We start from the raw sequence: 17,712 nt of genomic DNA on the forward strand, positions 1-17,712 counted from the left end.
GGGTCCTTTCAGACGAGCGCGGGGGCGGGCGAGGCGCTGGTGGTGGCGGTCACGTACTGGTTGGCGGGACGGGGCAGGCCGTAGCGCTGCCGCAGGGTCTGCCGGGGGCCGTAGGAGGTGCGCAGCAGGCCGCGGGCGCGCAGGATCGGCACGACGTGCTCGACGAACGCCTCCAGCCCGGAGGGCAGCACGGCCGGCATGATGTTGAAGCCGTCGGCGGCGCCCTCGGTGAACCACGTCTCGATCTGGTCGGCGACCTGCTCGGGCGTCCCGGCGAAGGTGAGGTGCCCGCGCCCGCCGCCGAGCCGGCCGATCAGCCGGCGGACGGTGAGCCGCTCGCGCCGGGCCAGCTCCACGACGAGCGTGTAGCGGCTCTTGGCGCCCTCGACGGCCGACTCGGGCGGCAGGTCGGCGGGCAGTTCGGCGTCCGGTTCGAGCGTGCCGGGCTCCAGCTGGAGCAGGCTCTCCAGCCGGGCCACACCGTGGTCGTACACGATGTGGTCCTCCAGGACCTGCTCGTTCGCCCGGGCCTCGGCCTCCGTCGACCCGAGGACGGGGACGATGCCGGGCAGCACCTTGACATGCTCGGGGTCGCGCCCGGCCCGCCGGGTGCGGGTCTTGAGGTCGCGGTAGAAGGCCTGCGCGTCGGCGAGGGTCTGCTGCGCGGTGAACACGGCTTCCGCGTACCGGGCGGCGAACGCCTTGCCGTCCTCGGACGAGCCCGCCTGGACCAGCAGCGGATAGCCCTGCGGGGAGCGCGGCACGTTGAGGGCGCCGGCCACGCTGAAGTACGTCCCCCGGTGCCGGGGCGGGTGGATGCGGCTGTCGTCGCCCCACACCCCGGCCGTCTTGTCGGCGACGATCGCGTCGTCCTCCCAGCTGTCCCACAGCTTCAGGGCCACGTCGAGGAACTCGGCGGCCCGCGCGTACCGCTCGGCGTGCGCCGGCTCGTGCTCCAGGCCGAAGTTGCGGGCGGCCTCCGCGCCGGCGGTGGTGACGATGTTCCAGCCGGCCCGACCGCCGCTGATGATGTCCAGCGAGGCGAACTTGCGGGCCAGGTTGTAGGGGGAGTTGTAGGAGGTGGAGGCGGTGGCGATCAGCCCGATGTGCTCGGTGGCCGTCGCCAGCGCGGTCAGCAGGGTGAGCGGTTCCAGGGCGCCGGCCGGCCGCTGGGCGAGGTTGCTCCACAGCTGGGGGCCGTCGGCGAGGAAGAGGGAGTCGAAAGTGCCGCGTTCGGCGATCCGCGCCAGCCTGACGTAGTGGGCGAGGTCGACGTGCGCGTACGGGTCGCTCTCCGGCAGCCGCCACGACGCCTCGTGGTGGCCGGTGTTCATCAGGAACGCGTTGAGGTGGAGCTGTCGCGTGGTCACTGGTGGTCCTCCGTGACACCGAGGGCGGCCAGCAGCCGCTCCCGGTACTCGCCCAGCACCGGCTCCCGGTAGGAGCGCGGGTGGGGACGGTCGATGGTCAGGTCGAGGCCGATCCGGCCCCCGTCCAGGACGAGGACCCGGTCGGCGAGCACGATCGCCTCGTCGACGTCGTGGGTGACGAGCAGCACGGAGGGCCGGTGGCGCTTCCACAGCTCGCGCAGCAGGTGGTGCATCCGGATCCGGGTCAGCGCGTCCAGGGCGCCGAACGGCTCGTCGGCGAGCAGCAGTTCGGGCTCGCGGACCAGGGAGCGGGCGAGCGCGGCGCGCTGCGCCTCACCCCCGGACAGCTGGCCCGGCCAGGCCCGCTCGCGGCCCTTGAGACCGACCTCCGCCAGCGCCGCCCGGCCGCGTTCGGCGGCGTCCTTGCCGTCCAGGCCGAGCAGGACGTTGTCCAGCACCCGGCGCCAGGGCAGCAGCCGGGAGTCCTGGAACACCACCGAGACCCGCTCCGGCGCGGTGAGCTGCCCGCTGCCCGTCACCCCGTGGTCCAGGCCGGCCACCGCCCGCAGCAGCGTGGACTTGCCGGAGCCGCTGTGCCCGAGCAGGGCCGTGAACTGGCCGGCGGGCAGGTCGAGGTCGATGCCGTCGAGGACGGTACGGCCCTCGAACGACCGGGTCAGGCCGCGCAGCTGGACGGCGGGACGGGTCAGTTGCTCAGTGTGCGGCGCCACGACAGCACCCTCCGTTCGATGAGACGGACCACGCTGTCGGAGACGAGGCCGAAGACGCCGTAGATCAGCAGGCCGACCAGGATGACGTCGGTCTGGCCGTAGTTCTGCGCCTGGAACATCAGGTAGCCGAGCCCGCTGGTGGCGTTGATCTGCTCCAGCACCACCAGGCCCAGCCAGGAGCCGGTCACGCCGAGCCGGAGGCCCACGAAGAACCCGGGCAGCGCGCCGGGGACGACCACCTGGCGGACGAAGGCGAGCCGCGAGAGGCCCTGCACCTCGGCGAGTTCCACGAAGCGGCTGTCGATGCCGGACAGCGCGGCGTGCGTGTTGAGGTAGATCGGCACGTAGACGACGATCGCGATGATGGCGATCTTGAACGTCTCCCCGATGCCCAGCCAGAGGATGAACAGCGGGATCAGGCCGAGGGTGGGTATCGCCCGGTTGAGCTGCACGGTGCCGTCGATCAGCGCTTCCCCGGTCCGGCTGAGCCCGGAGGCGAGGGCGAGCAGCACCCCGGCGGTCAGCCCGATCGCGAAGCCGTAGGCGGCCCGTTCCAGGGAGGTCAGCACATCGGTGGGGAGCGTCCCGTCGGTCCACAGGTGGGCGCCGGTCCGCAGCACGGTCCACGGTGCGGGGATCGCGCCCGGGTCGAGCTGCCCGGCGGCCGAGGCGCCGGCCCACAGGGCGAGCACCACCAGCGGACCGGTCAGCCGGGCGGCGGGCAGCCGGCGGCCGGGGGAGAGGCGGCGGCGCCTGCGGACCTGGGGGAGCTCCCCGGTCGCGGCGGCCGGCGGCGCGGTCGTCGTCGTGGTCACGGCGGTCACCTCCGGTACTCCTCGGGTACGGCCTTGGCGGCGATGGACTCGAAGCGGTGGTCGAACAGGGAGGACACGTCGAACTTCTTCACGAACCCGCCCTCGGCGAGCAGGTCGGCGGTCTCCTGCTCCCACTTCACGGCCTCGTCCCAGCTGGGCGGGAAGAGCGGCTTGTTGGCGAGGGCGGTGATCGACTTGGCCTGGTCGAGGCTGAGGTTCTGCGTCTTGACGAAGAACTCCTCGTTCCACACGTCCGGGTGCTCGTACTGCCACACCTGGCCCTTGGCCCACTCGGGGATGTAGGCGGCGATCGCGGCGGCCTTCGCCGGATCGTTCAGCACCGACTGCGGCGCCCACAGCAGGTTGAGCAGGTCGACGACGTCGGTCCTGATGGCGCGGGCGCCCTCGCCCCCGTACTGCTTCAGGTACGCCGGCGCCTGGTTGTTGGCGAGCGGGGCGATGTCGACCTGGCCGGACTGGAGGGCGGTCAGGAACTGGTTGCTGGTCAGCGGGACCAGTTTCACGTCGTCGTAACTCAGGCCGGCCCGCTTCAGCGCCCGCAGCAGTACGACGCCCTGCGCCTGCCCCTGGGAGAAGGCGAGCCGCTTGCCCCGGAAGTCCGCCACCGTGCGGACGTCGCTGCCCGGCTTGGTGGCGAAGAGGTAGTTGGGCCTGCGGGTGATGCCGATCGCGACGATCTTCGCGTCGAAGCCCTGGTAGTGGGCCTGGATCGGCGGGATGCCCGCGTTGTCGGCGACGTCCAGGGAGTGGGCGCGGAAGGCGTTGATCACGTCCGGGCCCGCCCCGATGTTCGCCCAGCTCGACACCGTGAACGGCAGCGGGGCCAGCTTCGCCAGCCGGAACTGGAGCTGCTGCACGTTCTGGTACGAGGCGATCTTCAGGCTGGTGCCGGCCGGAACCTTGCGGGCGAGCGGCTTCGTGGCCGCGCCCCGGGTGGCGGCGGTGGCCTCGCCGTCGGCGCAGCCGCTGAGACCCGCGACGGCGGCGGACGCGCCGAGCAGGGAGGTGAGAAAGACACGACGGTGCATGGGAGCACTCCCTGAGAGGGGAAAAAGGAAAGGCAGGAAGAATTCCGGGAGGGCAAGCCGGAAGAAAAGAACTCACGCAACGGAAACACGCGCTTCATGCGCGGCAACGTGTCAGCAACAGAAGGTGCGACAGCTCGTGTGCGGGTCCATGACCAGGATGTTCCCGGTCATGGACGGCCCCTGTCAACATTCCGAGTTTCTGAATTAAATAGCCTCAGGTGACGCGCCCAACGGGTCCCGGAACAAAGTGTCCAGGGCCACCGAACCGCCCGCCGTCGCCAGTACGTGCTCCGGGAAACTCGTCGGCAGGACGTGCGCCGACCGTGCCGTGCCCACCGCCTCCCGCAACGCGTCGAGGCAGCCCTCGACGTACATGACCCCGACCTCGGTCACCACGACCGTCTCCGGGTTCAGTACGTCCAGCAGCAGCCCGGCCGCCCGCCCCGTCATCCGGGACCGCTCCACCAGCAGCCGCCGGGCCACCGCGTCCCCGGCCCGCGCGGCGGCCACCACGTGCATCGGATTGGCCGAGTCGATCACCCCGGCCGCCCGCGCCCGCCGGCACAGCGTCCGCTCGCTCAGCTCGGCCTGGAGGCAGCCGGTGCCGCCGCAAGCGCACGGCTCGCCGCCGCCCGGCACCGGCAGGTGGCCGATCGCCCCCGCCGCCGACCGCGGCCCGTGGTGCACCTCGTCGTTGGTGGCGAACGCCGCGTCCACCACGTTGCCCACGAACAGGTGCAGCACGCTGCGGCTGCCCCGGGCCCGCCCGAACAGCCGCTCCCCGTTCACCAACGCCCGCGCGTGGCCGTCCACGTGGACCGGCAGACCCGTGCGGGCGCCGAGCAGCTCCCGCACCGGCACGTCCCGCCAGCCCAGCAGCTCGTGCTCGACCACGGTGCCCGTCTCCCGGTCCACCCAGCCGCCGATCGCCACCCCGACCGCCAGCGGGCGCCGGCCCGGCACCCCGGTGAGCAGCGACCCCAGTCCCTCGGCGGCCCGCGCCAGCACCCGGCCGGGATCGGTGCGTTCGTGCTTCAGCTCGCGCCGGGCCACCACCCGGCCGCGCAGGTCCAGCAGGGCGACCGTGGTGTACGGGACGGCCACGTGCACCCCGGCGACCAGGAAACCGGCGTCGTCCAGGTCGACGGGGACGTGCGGCCGGCCGACCCCGCCCGAGCGGCGGGGCACGTCCGACTCACGAATCAGGCCGAGACCGGTGAGCCGGGCACAGTGCTCGGTCACCGACGCCGGCGACAGACCGGTCAACCGGGCGATGGTGCTGCGCGCCACCGGGCCGTGCTCCAGGACGGAGCGCAGCACGACGCTGGCGCTGGTGCGCCGCCGGTCGCTGTCGGCGGCACGCGGAACGGGGGAGGGAAGGGTGGATGCCGCACTGCGGGGCATGGAGAACCGTCCTCGGGAACGGGGCCGACACGTCGCGGAGGACAGGGGCGTGCCGGGGCCCGCCCCTACCCGGGACGGCGACAGGTGGCCGTGCCCTGGCGTCGCAGGTCGACATAGCGACGCGAGGTGAAGTACCGGGCCTGGGCAACCATGCCCGCGAAGCTAGCAAAAACGCCTCCGCCCTGCCCAGACGGCGACCGACCAGCGAGACGGACGCCTCAGCGCGTTTTGGTGGTTCCCCACAGTCGCCGGACGCGGGGGGCGAGTGAGCGGAACGTCCCTGCCTCAGTGACCGGTATCACGCCCGTGGAGGTGTCGGTGGCCTCCTTTGTGCGAAGGGCACCAAGCGGCCGTTCCCCCCTTTGTCGAGCGCCGACGGTGATCGCCGTCCGGGCGCTGGGATAGCGTCGCGGTGTCCCGACATGTCCACACCACTCCGCGGAGTCCCCATGAGCACCGCCACCGCCACCGCCCGCCCCGGCGCAGTCCTCGCCGACCTGCTCCCCGCGTCCCGCGTCCGCGACGCCGCCCTCGTCCTCGGCGGTGCCGCGCTCACGGGCCTCGCGGCCCAGCTGTCGGTGCCGGTGCCCGGCTCCCCGGTGCCGGTGACCGGCCAGACCTTCGCCGCGCTGCTCGTGGGCACCACGCTCGGCGCCCGCCGCGGCTTCCTCTCCCTCGCCCTGTACGCCGTCGCCGGGCTGGCGGGCGTGCCGTGGTTCGCCCAGGGCGGCTCCGGCACCGGCCTCGTCTCCTTCGGCTACGTCCTCGGCATGGTGTTGGCCTCCGCCCTCGTCGGCGCCCTGGCCCGGCGCGGCGCCGACCGCTCCCCGCTGCGGATGGCGGGCACGATGATCCTCGGCGAGGCCGTCATCTACGCCGTGGGCGTGCCCTACCTGGCCCTGGCGGCCCACCTGTCCGCCTCCGCGGCGATCGCGGCCGGCCTCACCCCGTTCCTGATCGGCGACGCCCTCAAGGCGGCCCTGGCCATGGGCGCGCTGCCCACCGCCTGGAAGCTCACCACCGACCACTGACCCGACCCGGCCGCACGACCGGGCAGGCGCCCCCGCCCACGCCCCGGAATCCACCGGCGAACGCCGACCCCACAGGGCCGCATCCCGACGATGCCGGGGACGCGGCCCTGTCGCCTGCCCGACACCCCGACCCGGCGCCGCGCTGCCCCGCCCGCGCAGCCCGTTGCCCCGGCCGTCGCCGGGTACTGCCTCCCATTGAGCGCCGTACCCGCAGTCGGGAACCCACCGACGAACGCTGACGGGCCCCAGGCCCCCGCGCCGCTAACCGCAGCCCGCTGCGTAAGACAGAGGCGCCGATGCCCGGTGAGGCACGCCGCCCACGGCCCGGAACCCCACCGGCGAACACCGACCCCACAGGGCCGCATCCCGACGGAGCCGGGCACGTGGCCCTGTCGCCTGCCCGACACCCCGACCCGGCGCCGACGTTGCCCCGCCGCACACGCCGCTGCCACGGCCGCCGATCAGCACGCCGCCGCCGTCGGGGTCGTACCGCTGTCCCTGATCGGCGAAGCCCCAGCCTCTGACCGCAGGCGCCCTGCCCACCACCCGGAAGCCGGCCGGTGAGTGCCGACTCACCCCGAACTCCGGGACCGCACCACCCGGACGGAAGCCGGGCAGGTGCGGCCCTGCCGCCCGCGGCCGGCCGACCGGCCACTTCCGGCCCCCGCTGCCGCCCCCGCCCGACACGCGCCGGCCACACCCCGCTGCCCCCGGCGGAGGTCACCGGCGGGCGCCCCCCCCGGCCGACGCCACCGGGGGCGTCGGGTGGGCGCGGAACGCCGCAGGGCCGCACCGCCCGGTGGATGCCGGGGGTGCGGCCCTGCCGCTCGTGGGGACGGGTCAGCCGATGGAGACCTTGTCGACCGGCGCCTCGGCCGCCGCGGGCCCGCGGCGCGCCGCGAGCCGCTCCTTCACCAGGGCGATCACCAGCACCACCGCCGCGACCAGCAGCGACAGCAGCACGGTCTCGCGCCCGTCGTGCTCGGTGTCGAACAGCATGTAGACGAGGACGCCCACGATCAGCGTGGCCGTCGCCCAGGTCAGGTACGGGTACAGCCACATCCGGACGATCAGCTTCTCCGGTGCCTCCCGCTCGATGATCTTCCGCATCCGCAGCTGCGAGAAGCAGATGACCAGCCACACGAACAGGGCCACCGCACCGGAGGAGTTCACCAGGAACAGGAAGATCTTGTCCGGGGACAGGTAGTTGAAGAAGACCGCGACGAAGCCGAACACGACCGACGCGAGGATCGCCGTCATCGGCACGCCCCGCCCGTTGACCCGGGCGAACGCCTTCGGGGCGTCACCGCGCTCGCCGAGCGAGAAGGCCATCCGGGAGGCGGTGTAGAGGCCGGAGTTGAGGCAGGACAGCACCGAGGTCAGCACGATGACGTTCATGATCTCGCCGGCGTGCGCGATGCCCAGCGAGTTCAGGGCGGCGACGTAGGAGCCCTCCTTGGCGATGGAGGCGTCGTCCCACGGCAGCAGCGCGACCACGATGAGGATCGAGCCCAGGTAGAAGACGCCGATCCGCCAGATGATGCTGTTGGTCGACTTGGTGACCGCCCGCCGCGGGTCCTCGGACTCGCCGGCCGCCAGGGTCGCGATCTCGCTGCCCATGAAGGAGAAGACGACGAGCAGGACACCGGTGAGGATGGCTCCGGGCCCGTGCGGCAGGAAACCGCCGTGCGAGGTGAGGTTGCCGAAGGAGGCCTTGTCGGCGTGGACGCCCGGCAGCACGCCGAACACGGCGAGCAGACCGATGACGATGAACGCGCCGATCGCCACGACCTTGATACCGGCGAACCAGAACTCGAACTCGCCGTAGGAGCCGACGGAGACCAGGTTGGTCGCGGTCAGCACGGTCATCACGATGAGCGCCCAGCCCCATTGCGGGACACTCGGCACCCACCCTTCGAGGATCTTCGCGCCGGCGGTCGCCTCGACGGCGAGCACGACGACCCAGAAGAACCAGTACAGCCAGCCGATGGAGAACCCGGCCCAGCGGCCCAGCGCACGGTCGGCGTGCGCGGAGAACGAGCCGGAGGTCGGATTGGCGGCGGACATTTCGCCGAGCATGCGCATCACCAGCACGACGAGCGTGCCGACGAGGGCATAGGACAGGAGAATGCCCGGTCCCGCGGTGGCGATACCGGAACTGGAACCGACGAAGAGGCCGGCCCCGATGACACCACCGATCGCGATCATCGTCAGGTGGCGGTTCTTGAGTCCTGCTTGGAGGCCCGAACCAGGGGTCATGGACGGATTTCCTTTGCGCCAGGTGGAGCTGCCCGTACGAGCGGTGTACGAGTCGGTCCAGTGAATCTGAGGCCAACCAATTCGGGAACCTCTGAATCCGGATTGTTACCTGAGGTTTCCTTGAGGTTCTATGGTCTCTCTCACACTTTCCGGCACCATCCACGCATCGTCCACGCGCCGTGCACGCGCCGGCACCCGGGGCTGCCGCCCCGGAACGGGCGTGTCACACTCGTGGCATGCGCGTGTACCTCGGCTCGGACCATGCGGGCTACGAACTCAAGAACCACCTCGTCGAGTGGCTGAAGGCCGCCGGACACGAGCCCGTCGACTGCGGGCCCCACATCTACGACGCCCAGGACGACTACCCGCCGTTCTGTCTGCGCGCCGCGGAGAAGGCGGCGGCCGACCCGGACGCCCTCGGCGTCGTGATCGGCGGTTCCGGCAACGGCGAGCAGATCGCCGCCAACAAGGTGAAGGGCGTGCGCGCCGCGCTGGCCTGGAGCGAGGAGACGGCCACGCTCGGCCGCCAGCACAACGACGCCAACGTGGTGGCCGTCGGCGCCCGCATGCACAGCACCGAGGAGGCGACCAGGTTCGTCGAGGTCTTCCTCGCCACCCCGTTCTCCGGCGACGAGCGCCACATCCGCCGGATCGACATGCTGGCGGCGTACGAGACCACGGGCGACCTCCCGCCGATCCCCGCCCACCACCCGCGGCAGGACTGAGCGACCGCCCGGGAGCAGCGGGGAAGAGCGCGGCAGGGAAAGGAACGGCGACCGTGCCAGAGGGGCACACGATCCACCGGCTGGCGCGGGAGTACGCCGCCCGCTTCACGGGCACGGCCCCCCGGGTCACCAGCCCCCAGGGCAAGTTCTCCGACGCCGCCGCCCTCCTGGACCGCACCGCGCTGACCGCCACCGAAGCCCACGGCAAGCACCTCTTCCTGGGCTTCCGGGACGCCGACTGGGTCCACATCCACCTCGGCCTCTTCGGCAAGGTCGGCTTCGGTGACGGCCCCGCGTCCCCGCCGGCGGACACCGTCCGGCTCCGGCTCGCCCACGAAAGTGCCTACGCCGACCTGCGCGGCCCCACCACCTGCGCCCTGATCACGGACGACGAGAAGCGGGCCGTCCACGCCCGGCTCGGCCCGGACCCGCTGCGCGAGGACGCCGACCCGGCCGCCGCCCACCGGCGGATCTCCCGCAGCCGTACGACGATCGCCGCCCTCCTCATGGACCAGGCGGTGGTCGCCGGCGTCGGCAACGTCTACCGCGCCGAGGTCCTCTTCCGGCACGGCATCGACCCCTACCGGGCCGGCCGGGACATCACCCCGGCCGAGTGGGACGCCCTCTGGGCCGACCTGGCCGCGCTGATGCGCGAAGGCGTCCGGAACAACCGGATCGACACCGTCCGCCCGGAGCACACCCCCGAGGCGATGGGCCGCCCGCCCCGCGTGGACGACCACGGCGGCGAGGTGTACGTCTACCGGCGCGCCGCCCGCCCCTGCCACGTCTGCGGCACGGAGATCCGCACCGCCGGACTGGCCGCCCGCAACCTCTTCTGGTGCCCCGGCTGCCAGCGCCGCTGACGTCAGAAACCGTGCGGCAGCCACGGGGCCACCGCCGAACCGAACGCCACCGACGCCCGCGCCAGCGCCCCCGCCCGCAGCTCCCGCACCCGCCCGGCCGCCGCCAGCGACAGCAGGCTCACCCCGCCGAGGTAGGCCGCGCCCAGCTCCCGCACGGACAGCGAGAGTTCCGCCGCGTCCGCCGTCCGCTCGCAGGACGCGCCCTTCGCGTCGCCGGTCAGCCGCCAACGCCCCGCGTTCCACGGGCAGAAGGCGTCCGCCACCTCCAACACCACGTCCACCGGCGCCAGATAGGTGCGCGCCGACAGGGCCGCCCCCACGTCCACCAGCCGCACATAGGCGTCGTCACCCAGTCGCGGCTTGCAGCGCCGAGTGTCGGAGACCAGGAACCGCCAGGCGTCGTCCACCGGCCGGGACCGCACCGACAGCGTCGTCATCAGGTCGATGCCGAACAGGAAACGCCACAGCGCGGCCTCGGTCACCGGGTCCAGCGCGGCGAGCGCCCGCAGGTGCACCGTGCCGTCGGCACCGCTCTCGCTCCAGCCGCCACGGGTGTGGAAGCGGACGTAACCGCTGACCGCACCGTCCCGTTCGGCGACCACGCACCGCAGCGCCGACCCGCCCTCGCGCCCGCTCTCCGGGTCGAGCAGCCCGGCCCGCTCCCAGCCGGGCTGCCGGACCAGCATGCCGGGCCGCAGCGGCACCAGGGCCGCGTACACGGCCTCGCAGGCGTCCAGGACGTCGGCCGGTTCGGCGTACCGCAGCCGCACCTCGTCGGTGCCGGGCGGCACGGCCAGGGTCACCCGGGCGGTGTCGATCTCGGCACCGACCCGGAAGGTCGCCGCGCCGTACCCGAACCGGCCGTAGATCGCCGGCTCCGAGGCGGTCAGCACCGCCAGCGGCTCGCCCAGCGCCCGCACGTCGTCCAGCTGGCGGCGCATCATCGAGGTCAGCACCCCGCGCCGGCGGTGGGTGGCCGCGACCCCCACCATCGTCACCCCGGCCGCCGGCACCGCGGCGCCGCCCGGCACGGTCATCCGGAAGCTGAACGCCCCCGCCGTACCGACGATCGCGTCCCCGTCCCAGACGGCGAGCGAGCGCTCGAACTCGGTGACGGACCGGTCCAGTGCCCGCTCCTCGGCCGGCGCCGGCCCGGCGCCGAAGGACCGGTACAGGGCGTCGTGCCACCGGTCCCACTCGTCCTCGCGCAACACCCTCGGCCCGGTCCCGTACTCGTTCCCCATGGACCATGCCTATCAGGGCGTCAGGGGCCGGGCCAGCGAATATCCTCCGGGCAGGCACCACACGGCACGACGGCGAAGCGGAGCCCCGCACGGGGGACAAGTGGGACCTCCCGTGCCAAGCGGCCGGTCCGCTGGATAGGGTCCCGGACTAATGGCAGCAGGACGAGCGCGGCGCGCGAAGGCCGAGACGTTCACGGCCCGGTGCAAGATGCAGTGGCACCGGGCCCGCGTCGGGCTGCGCCGGAGCGCCGTGGACTACTTCCGCGGCGACGGCTCCGACTGGATCGCCTTCGCCGGACTGCTGCTGACCATCCCCCTCCTCGCGGCCGTGACCCTGGTCGACTCGGTGTGGTGCTCCCCGGCCACCCTGGTGCTGCCCATCGTCGCGGGCGGCCTGCTGCTGCGCCCGGCCAGCCTGCTCGGCCTGTACGCGGCGGCGGCCACCGCGCTGATCGTGGAGTCGGTACGCCTCGGCCCGTACACCGAAGGACCCTCCCGGGTCACCCCGGGCATAGTCCTGGTGGTCGCCGCGTGCGGCTTCTTCGGGCTGCTGACCGCCCAGTTCCGCAGCCGGGTCGGCGTGCCCTGGCGGCGCGGCGGCACCATGCTGTTCGACCTTCGCGAGCGGATCCGCGTACAGAGCAAGCTGCCCGGACTGCCCCGGGGCTGGCACCACGAGATGGCGCTGCGCCCGGCCGGCGGCCAGTCGTTCTCCGGAGACTTCGTCGTCGCGGCCCGCACCAACGGCGGCCGGACCCTGGAGGTCGTGCTCACCGACGTGTCCGGCAAGGGCATGGACGCCGGTTCGCGCGCCCTGCTGCTGTCCGGCGCCTTCGGCGGCCTCCTCGGCTCGCTGCCCCCGCACGCCTTCCTCCCGGCCGCCAACGGCTACCTCCTGCGCCAGGACTGGGAGGAGGGCTTCGCCACCTCCATCCACCTCGTCCTCGACCTGGACTCCGGGGACTACGAGCTGTACTCCGCCGGCCACCCGCCGGGGCTCCAGCTCAGCGCGGGCAGCGGACGCTGGGAGGAGAAGACCGCCGAGGGCCCCCTGCTCGGGGTGTACGACGCCGCCCGGTTCGACCCCGTGAAGGGCTCGCTGCGCCCCGGCGACGTGCTGATGCTGTTCACGGACGGCCTGGTGGAGACCGCCGACCGGGACATCGTCGAGGGCATCGACCGGCTCACCGGCGAGGCCGACCGCTATGTCGCCGGCGGTTTCCACGGCGCCGCCTGGCACCTCATCGAGGCGGTCGCCAAGGACGTCAACGACGACCGGGCGTTGCTGCTCATCTGCCACGAGGCCGCGACGAGCAGCGGCTGAACCCCGCCCCCGCACCGGCTCGCGCGGGCCCTCGGGGAGACTGGGGCCATGACCCAGCTCACGCAGGCCGAGGTCGAGGCCCTCGCGCGCGCCGCCCACGCGGGCCAGACCGACAAGGCGGGACGGCCGTACGCCGAACACCTCGCGGCCGTCGCCGAGGGCGTCCGTGCCCGCGGCGGCGACCCGGACCAGGTCGCGGCGGCCTGGCTGCACGACTCCGTGGAGGACGACGCGCTGAGCGAGGAGTGGCTGGCGCACGCCCCGCTGTCCCCGCGGACCAAGCTCATCGTGCGCGCGCTGACCCGACGGCCCGGGGAGCCGCCGGAGGCCTACGCGCGCCGTGTCCTCGCCACGCCGGGCGCGCGGTTGGTCAAGGAGGCCGACCTGGCGCACAACGCCGACCCCCGCCGCCTCGCGGCCCTCGACGGACCGACCCGCGCGCGGCTCACCGCCAAGTACGCCCGGATGCGCGCCCTCCTCGGCACGGACACCGGGCCGGACGCCGGTGCCGGGACGGAACCGGAACGCGGGACGGAGCCGGAAGCGGAGCGGTGAGCGGACGCCGGCCCGGGCATGCCGGCCCGCGCACGCCGCGTCAGACGCCGACCGTCTCCCGTTGCTTCTGCCGCTCGCGGGCCTGCGCCGCCGGGTCCTGCCGGAACGCCCACTCCAGCTTCGGCTCCATGGCGAAGCGGAACACCCGCCGCACCGGCCGCGTGCACAGCGCCGTGACGACGGCACCGGCGAGCACGGTCACCGCGATCTCACCGAGCGGGCGGTGCAGCCAGGGCTGCTCGAACCAGCCGCGGTAGTCCCCGAGCTTCACCAGGAAGCCGTGCAGCAGATAGCCGTAGAGGGTGCCCGCGCCGAGGGCGGTGAACCAGGTCCTCCGGCCCGGTACCCACGCGAAGAAGCAGGCCGTCAGCAGCAGCGAGCAGCCCATCAGCGCGAGCGTCATCACCGGGCCGCACCACCACGGGGCGCCCAGTTCCTGCGCGGCGTCCCGGTGGTAGAACCAGGCGGTGTTCATCCGCGGCACCGCCCACCAGCCGACCACCAGCGCCGCCGCGAACACCGGCACCGAGACGACCCGCACCCAGCGGCGGCGCACCAGGTGGAAGTGCTCGGGCCGCATGCACAGGCCGAGCACGAAGTAGGGCAGGAACTGGAGGACGCGCTGGAGGTCGAGGTCGTCGCCGATGGCCGGGGAGACGGTGGCCAGCATGGCGAGGCCGAGGGCCAGCGGGAGCGGCCAGCGCACGAGCTTCCACAGGGGCGTCGTCAGCCGCCAGACGAACAGGGCGACCAGGAACCAGGTGAGGTACCAGGGGTCGAGGAGGGTGATCTCCTCGTGCGAGCCGGTGACGAGGTTCTTGAACAGCGGGTACGCCGACTCGAACAGCACGTACGGCACGACGACCCCGGTGACCAGCCGCTTCAGCCGGTCGGGGCGCATGTCGAACCCGCGCGAGAAGAAGCCGGAGATGATGATGAACGCCGGCATGTGGAAGGAGTACACGACGGTGTACACGGCCTCCAGGATCCGGCTGTCGCCCTTCAGCGGCTCCCAGGCGTGCCCCATCGCGACGAGCACGATGGCCAGGTACTTGGCGTTGTCGAAGAACGCGTCCCGCTGCCGCCCGGGTCTGTCCGCTCTGTCCGCCCTTGGCCGCACCTCCCGCGCGTTCACCGGGGTACGCGGGGCGGGCACTCCGCCCGCCGGCGGCTGTGCCGGGGGGAGTGGCCTGCGGTTCTGGCCGTGGGACGAGGCGGCTTCAAACATCTCAGGCACCCTAGCGTCGTCCGCGGCATTCCGTGAAACGCCCGCGGTCATTCCTGGTTATCACCCCCGTGTACCCCCTGATTGGCGGAACGTGCCACCCGCGTCCGCGTGCTGACGGTCCTGTGGATGCCGGTTGTTCACCCGTGATGTCCCGATTCATGCCGACTAATTGGGGCATACGACGCTCCGGCGTCCCCAATTCGAATTACCTGTACATGTGATGTGTGGACACGGAAACGAAGTCGTCGAATTACGGCGGGAGTCGGGTGCCCGGGAGCACTCGAATTGCCGTGCGGCGCGTCGCCCGCGCCGGTCCGCCGCCCGACGTTCTGTCACTCGCCGCATAAGGAGGCCGGGTTGGTGGCACGATGGTCCTGGCGGGGGTGCGTGGCCGTACCTCCGGGCCGGGAGAGCGACCGACCGAGGGTGGGATCAGTTGTGGCCATTTCACTGTCCGTGGTGCTGCTGTTGGCGATCATCCTCGTGGTGCTGATCCGAGGGGGGAACATCAAGGCCGGCCCCGCCGTCGTCGCGATCCTCTTCGGCTTCTTCCTCGCCTCGACCGGCATGGCGCCGTCCATCAACCGCTTCATGCACTCGATAGCGGAGTCGATCAACTCGATCAGATTCTGACCCCGGACCTCCCCGGGGGCCGGGCGCGCTCGGGTCCGGGCGGAGGCTCCACCTCCGCCCCGCCCCGGGCCGACCGCCCGCCCGCCCCGGCGGGTCACCAGGACTCCGCCTGCCGGAAGAGCGTGACCACCTCCGCGAAGAACCAGAGGCAGAACAGCAGGCAGGCGAGCCACAACCCCCACAGGACCCAGCGGGCCCTCTCCTTCATTCGCATGAGCGGATCATCCCCGCACCGCGTCCGGCCGGCTCCCGCGCCGGGGAGAGGAACGGGGAACCGCGCGCGGCGGACCGGGCACGGCTCCGCGAACCGTCAGGGCCGACGACTCAGGGCCAGGTCGAGGAGTGATCCTCCGACCTGGCCCTGAGTCATGAAGAGCGGGCGACGGGAATCGAACCCGCGTAGCTAGTTTGGAAGACTAGGGCTCTACCATTGAGCTACGCCCGCAGTGGCGCGCCGCGGGTCGGTGACCCCGGCACTGGAGGCATCGTAGCGGGTCGTCCGCCGCCGAGGCCAACGAGTTGCGCGCCCGGGGTGGCGCGCCGTCCGGGCGGGGCGAATGCGGCCGCCCGGCGGGGCCCGGGCATGTACCCTACGTGTCGCACCAGACGGGGTGTGGCGCAGCTTGGTAGCGCGTCCGCTTTGGGAGCGGAAGGCCGTGGGTTCAAATCCCGCCACCCCGACCAATGGCTCATGACGTCGCGATGCCCGCCTTTTGGGGGCGCTGACCGGCTGCGGTTACTATGCAAGCTGCGCGCCCGTGTGTCCCGGCCCAGTCGGCCTACGAACTCCTCCGGGCGGCTAGATCCGCCGGGACCAGTCTGGCTCCGGCAGAAACCAAGAAGTCAGCCACAAGGAGACCGAACCGTGAAGAGCGCCGTGGAGACCCTGAACCCGACCCGGGTTCGGCTCACTGTCGAGGTGCCCTTCGAGGAGCTCAAGGACAGCCTCGACGCGGCGTACAAGAAGATCAACCAGCAGGTCACGGTGAAGGGCTTCCGCAAGGGCAAGATCCCGGCCCGCGTGATCGACCAGCGGTTCGGCCGTGGTGCGGTGCTGGAGGAGGCCGTCAACGACGCGCTGCCCAAGTTCTACACCGAGGCGGTCAACGGCGCCGACCTGAACCCGCTGGGCCAGCCGGAGGTCGACATCACGGAGCTGAAGGACGGCGAGACGCTGAACTTCACCGCCGAGGTCGACATCCGCCCGACCCTGGAGATCCCGGACTACTCCGGTATCGAGGTCGAGGTCGACGCCGTCGAGGTCACCGACGAGGACGTCGAGAAGTCGGTCGAGCAGCTCCGTGAGCGCTTCGCCTCGACCTCCCCGGTCGAGCGCGCCGCCGAGGAGGGTGACGTCGTCACCATCGACCTGGAGGCCAAGGTCGACGGCGAGGTCCTCGAGGACGGCATCGCCGACGGTGTTTCCTACACCATCGGCTCCGGTGAGCTGCTGGACGGTATCGACGACGCCGTGAAGGGCCTGGAGGCCGGTGGCGAGGCCACCTTCACCTCCGAGCTGAAGGGCGGCTCCGCCGCGGGCAAGGAGGCCGAGGTCACCGTCAAGGTCACCCAGGTCGCCGCCCGCGAACTGCCCGAGCTGGACGACGAGTTCGCGCAGCTCGCCTCGGAGTTCGACACCCTCGAGGAGCTGAGGGCCGACAGCCGCAAGCGCCTCGCGAACATGAAGCAGTTCGACCAGGCCACGCAGGCCCAGGAGCGCGTCCTGGAGAAGCTGCTGGAGCTGGTGGAGGTCCCGGTCCCCGAGAAGCTCCTCGAGGACGAGATCAACACCCGTAAGCACAACCTCGAGCACCACCAGCTCGGCCAGATGGGCCTGACCCTCGACAAGTACCTGGAGATCCAGGGCAAGACCGCCGAGGAGTTCGAGACCGAGACCCGCGAGGCCGCGGTCAAGGGCATCAAGACCCAGTTCGTCCTGGACGAGCTGGTCAAGAAGGAGCAGCTCAACGTCAACCAGGAGGAGCTCACCGAGCACCTCATGCGGCGCGCCGCCTCCTCCGGCATGTCCCCCGACCAGTTCGCCCAGGCCGTCGTCGAGGGCGGCCAGGTTCCGCTCCTCGTCGGTGAGGTCGCCCGCGGCAAGGCCCTGGCCGTCGTGGTCGAGTCCGCCACGGTGAAGGACACCAACGGCGAGATCGTCGACCTGGACGACGAGGAGGAGACCGAGGAGGCGCCGGCCGAGGCCGGTACCACCGAGGCCGCCGCCGAGGAGCAGGCGGACGAGAAGTCGGACGAGAAGACCGAGGGCTGAGTCCCGCGGCGCCTCTGACACACGCACGACGGGCCCCGGGGAGCTTCCCCGGGGCCCGTCGGCGTACCGGGGCGGCCGTCCGGCCCCGCGCCGCGACGGCGGCCGCGCCACGCCCGGGAACCGCACCGGTCGCCGGGGTGGAGCCTCTACGCCCCCGGCGAACACCCCCGTCTCCGGGATTCCCCGGGGGGACCTGAGCGTTAGGGTCC

15 protein-coding genes and 2 tRNA genes are annotated in these 17,712 nt (G+C 72.4%); 8 read left to right on the forward strand and 9 right to left on the reverse strand.

The genetic code is table 11. The annotated features are described in order from the left end of the window. Positions 1 to 8: 8 nt before the first annotated feature. The 5 genes from ACIQVT_RS05740 to ACIQVT_RS05760 form a co-directional block, all read right to left on the reverse strand. Positions 9 to 1,370 carry an LLM class flavin-dependent oxidoreductase gene (locus ACIQVT_RS05740; RefSeq protein WP_403748144.1) on the reverse strand — a complete coding sequence of 454 codons (1,362 nt, stop codon included), beginning with the start codon at positions 1,368 to 1,370 and terminating at the stop codon, positions 9 to 11. Beyond that, entirely contained in the window at positions 1,367 to 2,101 is a 735-nt protein-coding gene (locus ACIQVT_RS05745; protein ID WP_403748147.1) for an ABC transporter ATP-binding protein, read from the reverse strand. Before ACIQVT_RS05745 ends, ACIQVT_RS05740 begins: the two co-directional genes overlap by 4 nt. Beyond that, a complete protein-coding gene (locus ACIQVT_RS05750) occupies positions 2,077 to 2,925 on the reverse strand; it encodes an ABC transporter permease (RefSeq protein ID WP_403748149.1) in 849 nt (282 codons plus the stop codon). The genes ACIQVT_RS05745 and ACIQVT_RS05750 overlap by 25 nt, the downstream gene beginning before the upstream one ends. Continuing rightward, positions 2,922 to 3,965 carry an ABC transporter substrate-binding protein gene (locus ACIQVT_RS05755; RefSeq protein ID WP_403748152.1) on the reverse strand — a complete coding sequence of 348 codons (1,044 nt, stop codon included), beginning with the start codon at positions 3,963 to 3,965 and terminating at the stop codon, positions 2,922 to 2,924. Before ACIQVT_RS05755 ends, ACIQVT_RS05750 begins: the two co-directional genes overlap by 4 nt. Positions 3,966 to 4,169: 204 nt before the next feature. Beyond that, on the reverse strand, positions 4,170 to 5,369 hold the full coding sequence (locus ACIQVT_RS05760) for an ROK family protein (RefSeq protein ID WP_403748154.1): 1,200 nt from the start codon (positions 5,367 to 5,369) through the stop codon (positions 4,170 to 4,172). A gap of 449 nt (positions 5,370 to 5,818) precedes the next feature. On the opposite strand from ACIQVT_RS05760, the gene ACIQVT_RS05765 reads away from it, so the two are divergent. After that, positions 5,819 to 6,400, forward strand: a complete 582-nt coding sequence (locus tag ACIQVT_RS05765; RefSeq protein ID WP_403748157.1) for a biotin transporter BioY — start codon at positions 5,819 to 5,821, stop codon at positions 6,398 to 6,400. Positions 6,401 to 7,240: 840 nt separating this feature from the next. On the opposite strand, the gene ACIQVT_RS05770 is transcribed toward ACIQVT_RS05765, so the two are convergent. Beyond that, entirely contained in the window at positions 7,241 to 8,659 is a 1,419-nt protein-coding gene (locus ACIQVT_RS05770; protein WP_403748162.1) for an amino acid permease, read from the reverse strand. A 236-nt stretch (positions 8,660 to 8,895) separates the two neighbouring features. Here ACIQVT_RS05770 and ACIQVT_RS05775 point away from each other — a divergent pair, with 236 nt between their 5' ends. Together ACIQVT_RS05775 and ACIQVT_RS05780 are read left to right on the forward strand one after the other, a co-directional pair. Then, a complete protein-coding gene (locus tag ACIQVT_RS05775; RefSeq protein WP_403748164.1) occupies positions 8,896 to 9,384 on the forward strand; it encodes a ribose-5-phosphate isomerase in 489 nt (162 codons plus the stop codon). A 53-nt stretch (positions 9,385 to 9,437) separates the two neighbouring features. Continuing rightward, positions 9,438 to 10,247, forward strand: coding sequence for an Fpg/Nei family DNA glycosylase (locus ACIQVT_RS05780; protein ID WP_403748167.1), 810 nt, complete (start codon positions 9,438 to 9,440; stop codon positions 10,245 to 10,247). A gap of 2 nt (positions 10,248 to 10,249) precedes the next feature. Here ACIQVT_RS05780 and ACIQVT_RS05785 read toward each other — a convergent pair whose 3' ends face one another. Then, the gene (locus ACIQVT_RS05785; protein ID WP_403748169.1) at positions 10,250 to 11,491 is read right to left on the reverse strand and encodes a GNAT family N-acetyltransferase; all 1,242 of its coding nucleotides are present in this window, start codon (positions 11,489 to 11,491) and stop codon (positions 10,250 to 10,252) included. A 151-nt stretch (positions 11,492 to 11,642) separates the two neighbouring features. Here ACIQVT_RS05785 and ACIQVT_RS05790 point away from each other — a divergent pair, with 151 nt between their 5' ends. Together ACIQVT_RS05790 and ACIQVT_RS05795 are read left to right on the forward strand one after the other, a co-directional pair. Beyond that, positions 11,643 to 12,815, forward strand: coding sequence for a PP2C family protein-serine/threonine phosphatase (locus ACIQVT_RS05790; protein WP_403748171.1), 1,173 nt, complete (start codon positions 11,643 to 11,645; stop codon positions 12,813 to 12,815). Positions 12,816 to 12,863: 48 nt separating this feature from the next. Next, positions 12,864 to 13,370 (forward strand): HD domain-containing protein, encoded by a 507-nt coding sequence (locus ACIQVT_RS05795; RefSeq protein WP_403748173.1) that lies wholly within the window; start codon positions 12,864 to 12,866, stop codon positions 13,368 to 13,370. Positions 13,371 to 13,410: 40 nt separating this feature from the next. Here ACIQVT_RS05795 and ACIQVT_RS05800 read toward each other — a convergent pair whose 3' ends face one another. After that, positions 13,411 to 14,598, reverse strand: coding sequence for an acyltransferase family protein (locus ACIQVT_RS05800; RefSeq protein ID WP_403748176.1), 1,188 nt, complete (start codon positions 14,596 to 14,598; stop codon positions 13,411 to 13,413). 438 nt (positions 14,599 to 15,036) lie between these two features. On the opposite strand from ACIQVT_RS05800, the gene ACIQVT_RS05805 reads away from it, so the two are divergent. Continuing rightward, positions 15,037 to 15,231, forward strand: coding sequence for a hypothetical protein (locus tag ACIQVT_RS05805; RefSeq protein ID WP_361996760.1), 195 nt, complete (start codon positions 15,037 to 15,039; stop codon positions 15,229 to 15,231). Positions 15,232 to 15,605: 374 nt separating this feature from the next. On the opposite strand, the gene ACIQVT_RS05810 is transcribed toward ACIQVT_RS05805, so the two are convergent. After that, a tRNA-Gly gene (locus ACIQVT_RS05810) sits at positions 15,606 to 15,676 on the reverse strand. A 162-nt stretch (positions 15,677 to 15,838) separates the two neighbouring features. On the opposite strand from ACIQVT_RS05810, the gene ACIQVT_RS05815 reads away from it, so the two are divergent. Beyond that, positions 15,839 to 15,915, forward strand: a tRNA-Pro gene (locus ACIQVT_RS05815). A 181-nt stretch (positions 15,916 to 16,096) separates the two neighbouring features. Next, on the forward strand, positions 16,097 to 17,503 hold the full coding sequence (gene tig, locus ACIQVT_RS05820) for a trigger factor (protein ID WP_403748179.1): 1,407 nt from the start codon (positions 16,097 to 16,099) through the stop codon (positions 17,501 to 17,503). Positions 17,504 to 17,712 lie beyond the last annotated feature (209 nt).

The sequence above is a fragment of the Streptomyces sp. NPDC100445 genome, from assembly GCF_044759735.1.
Taxonomy (GTDB): domain Bacteria; phylum Actinomycetota; class Actinomycetes; order Streptomycetales; family Streptomycetaceae; genus Streptomyces.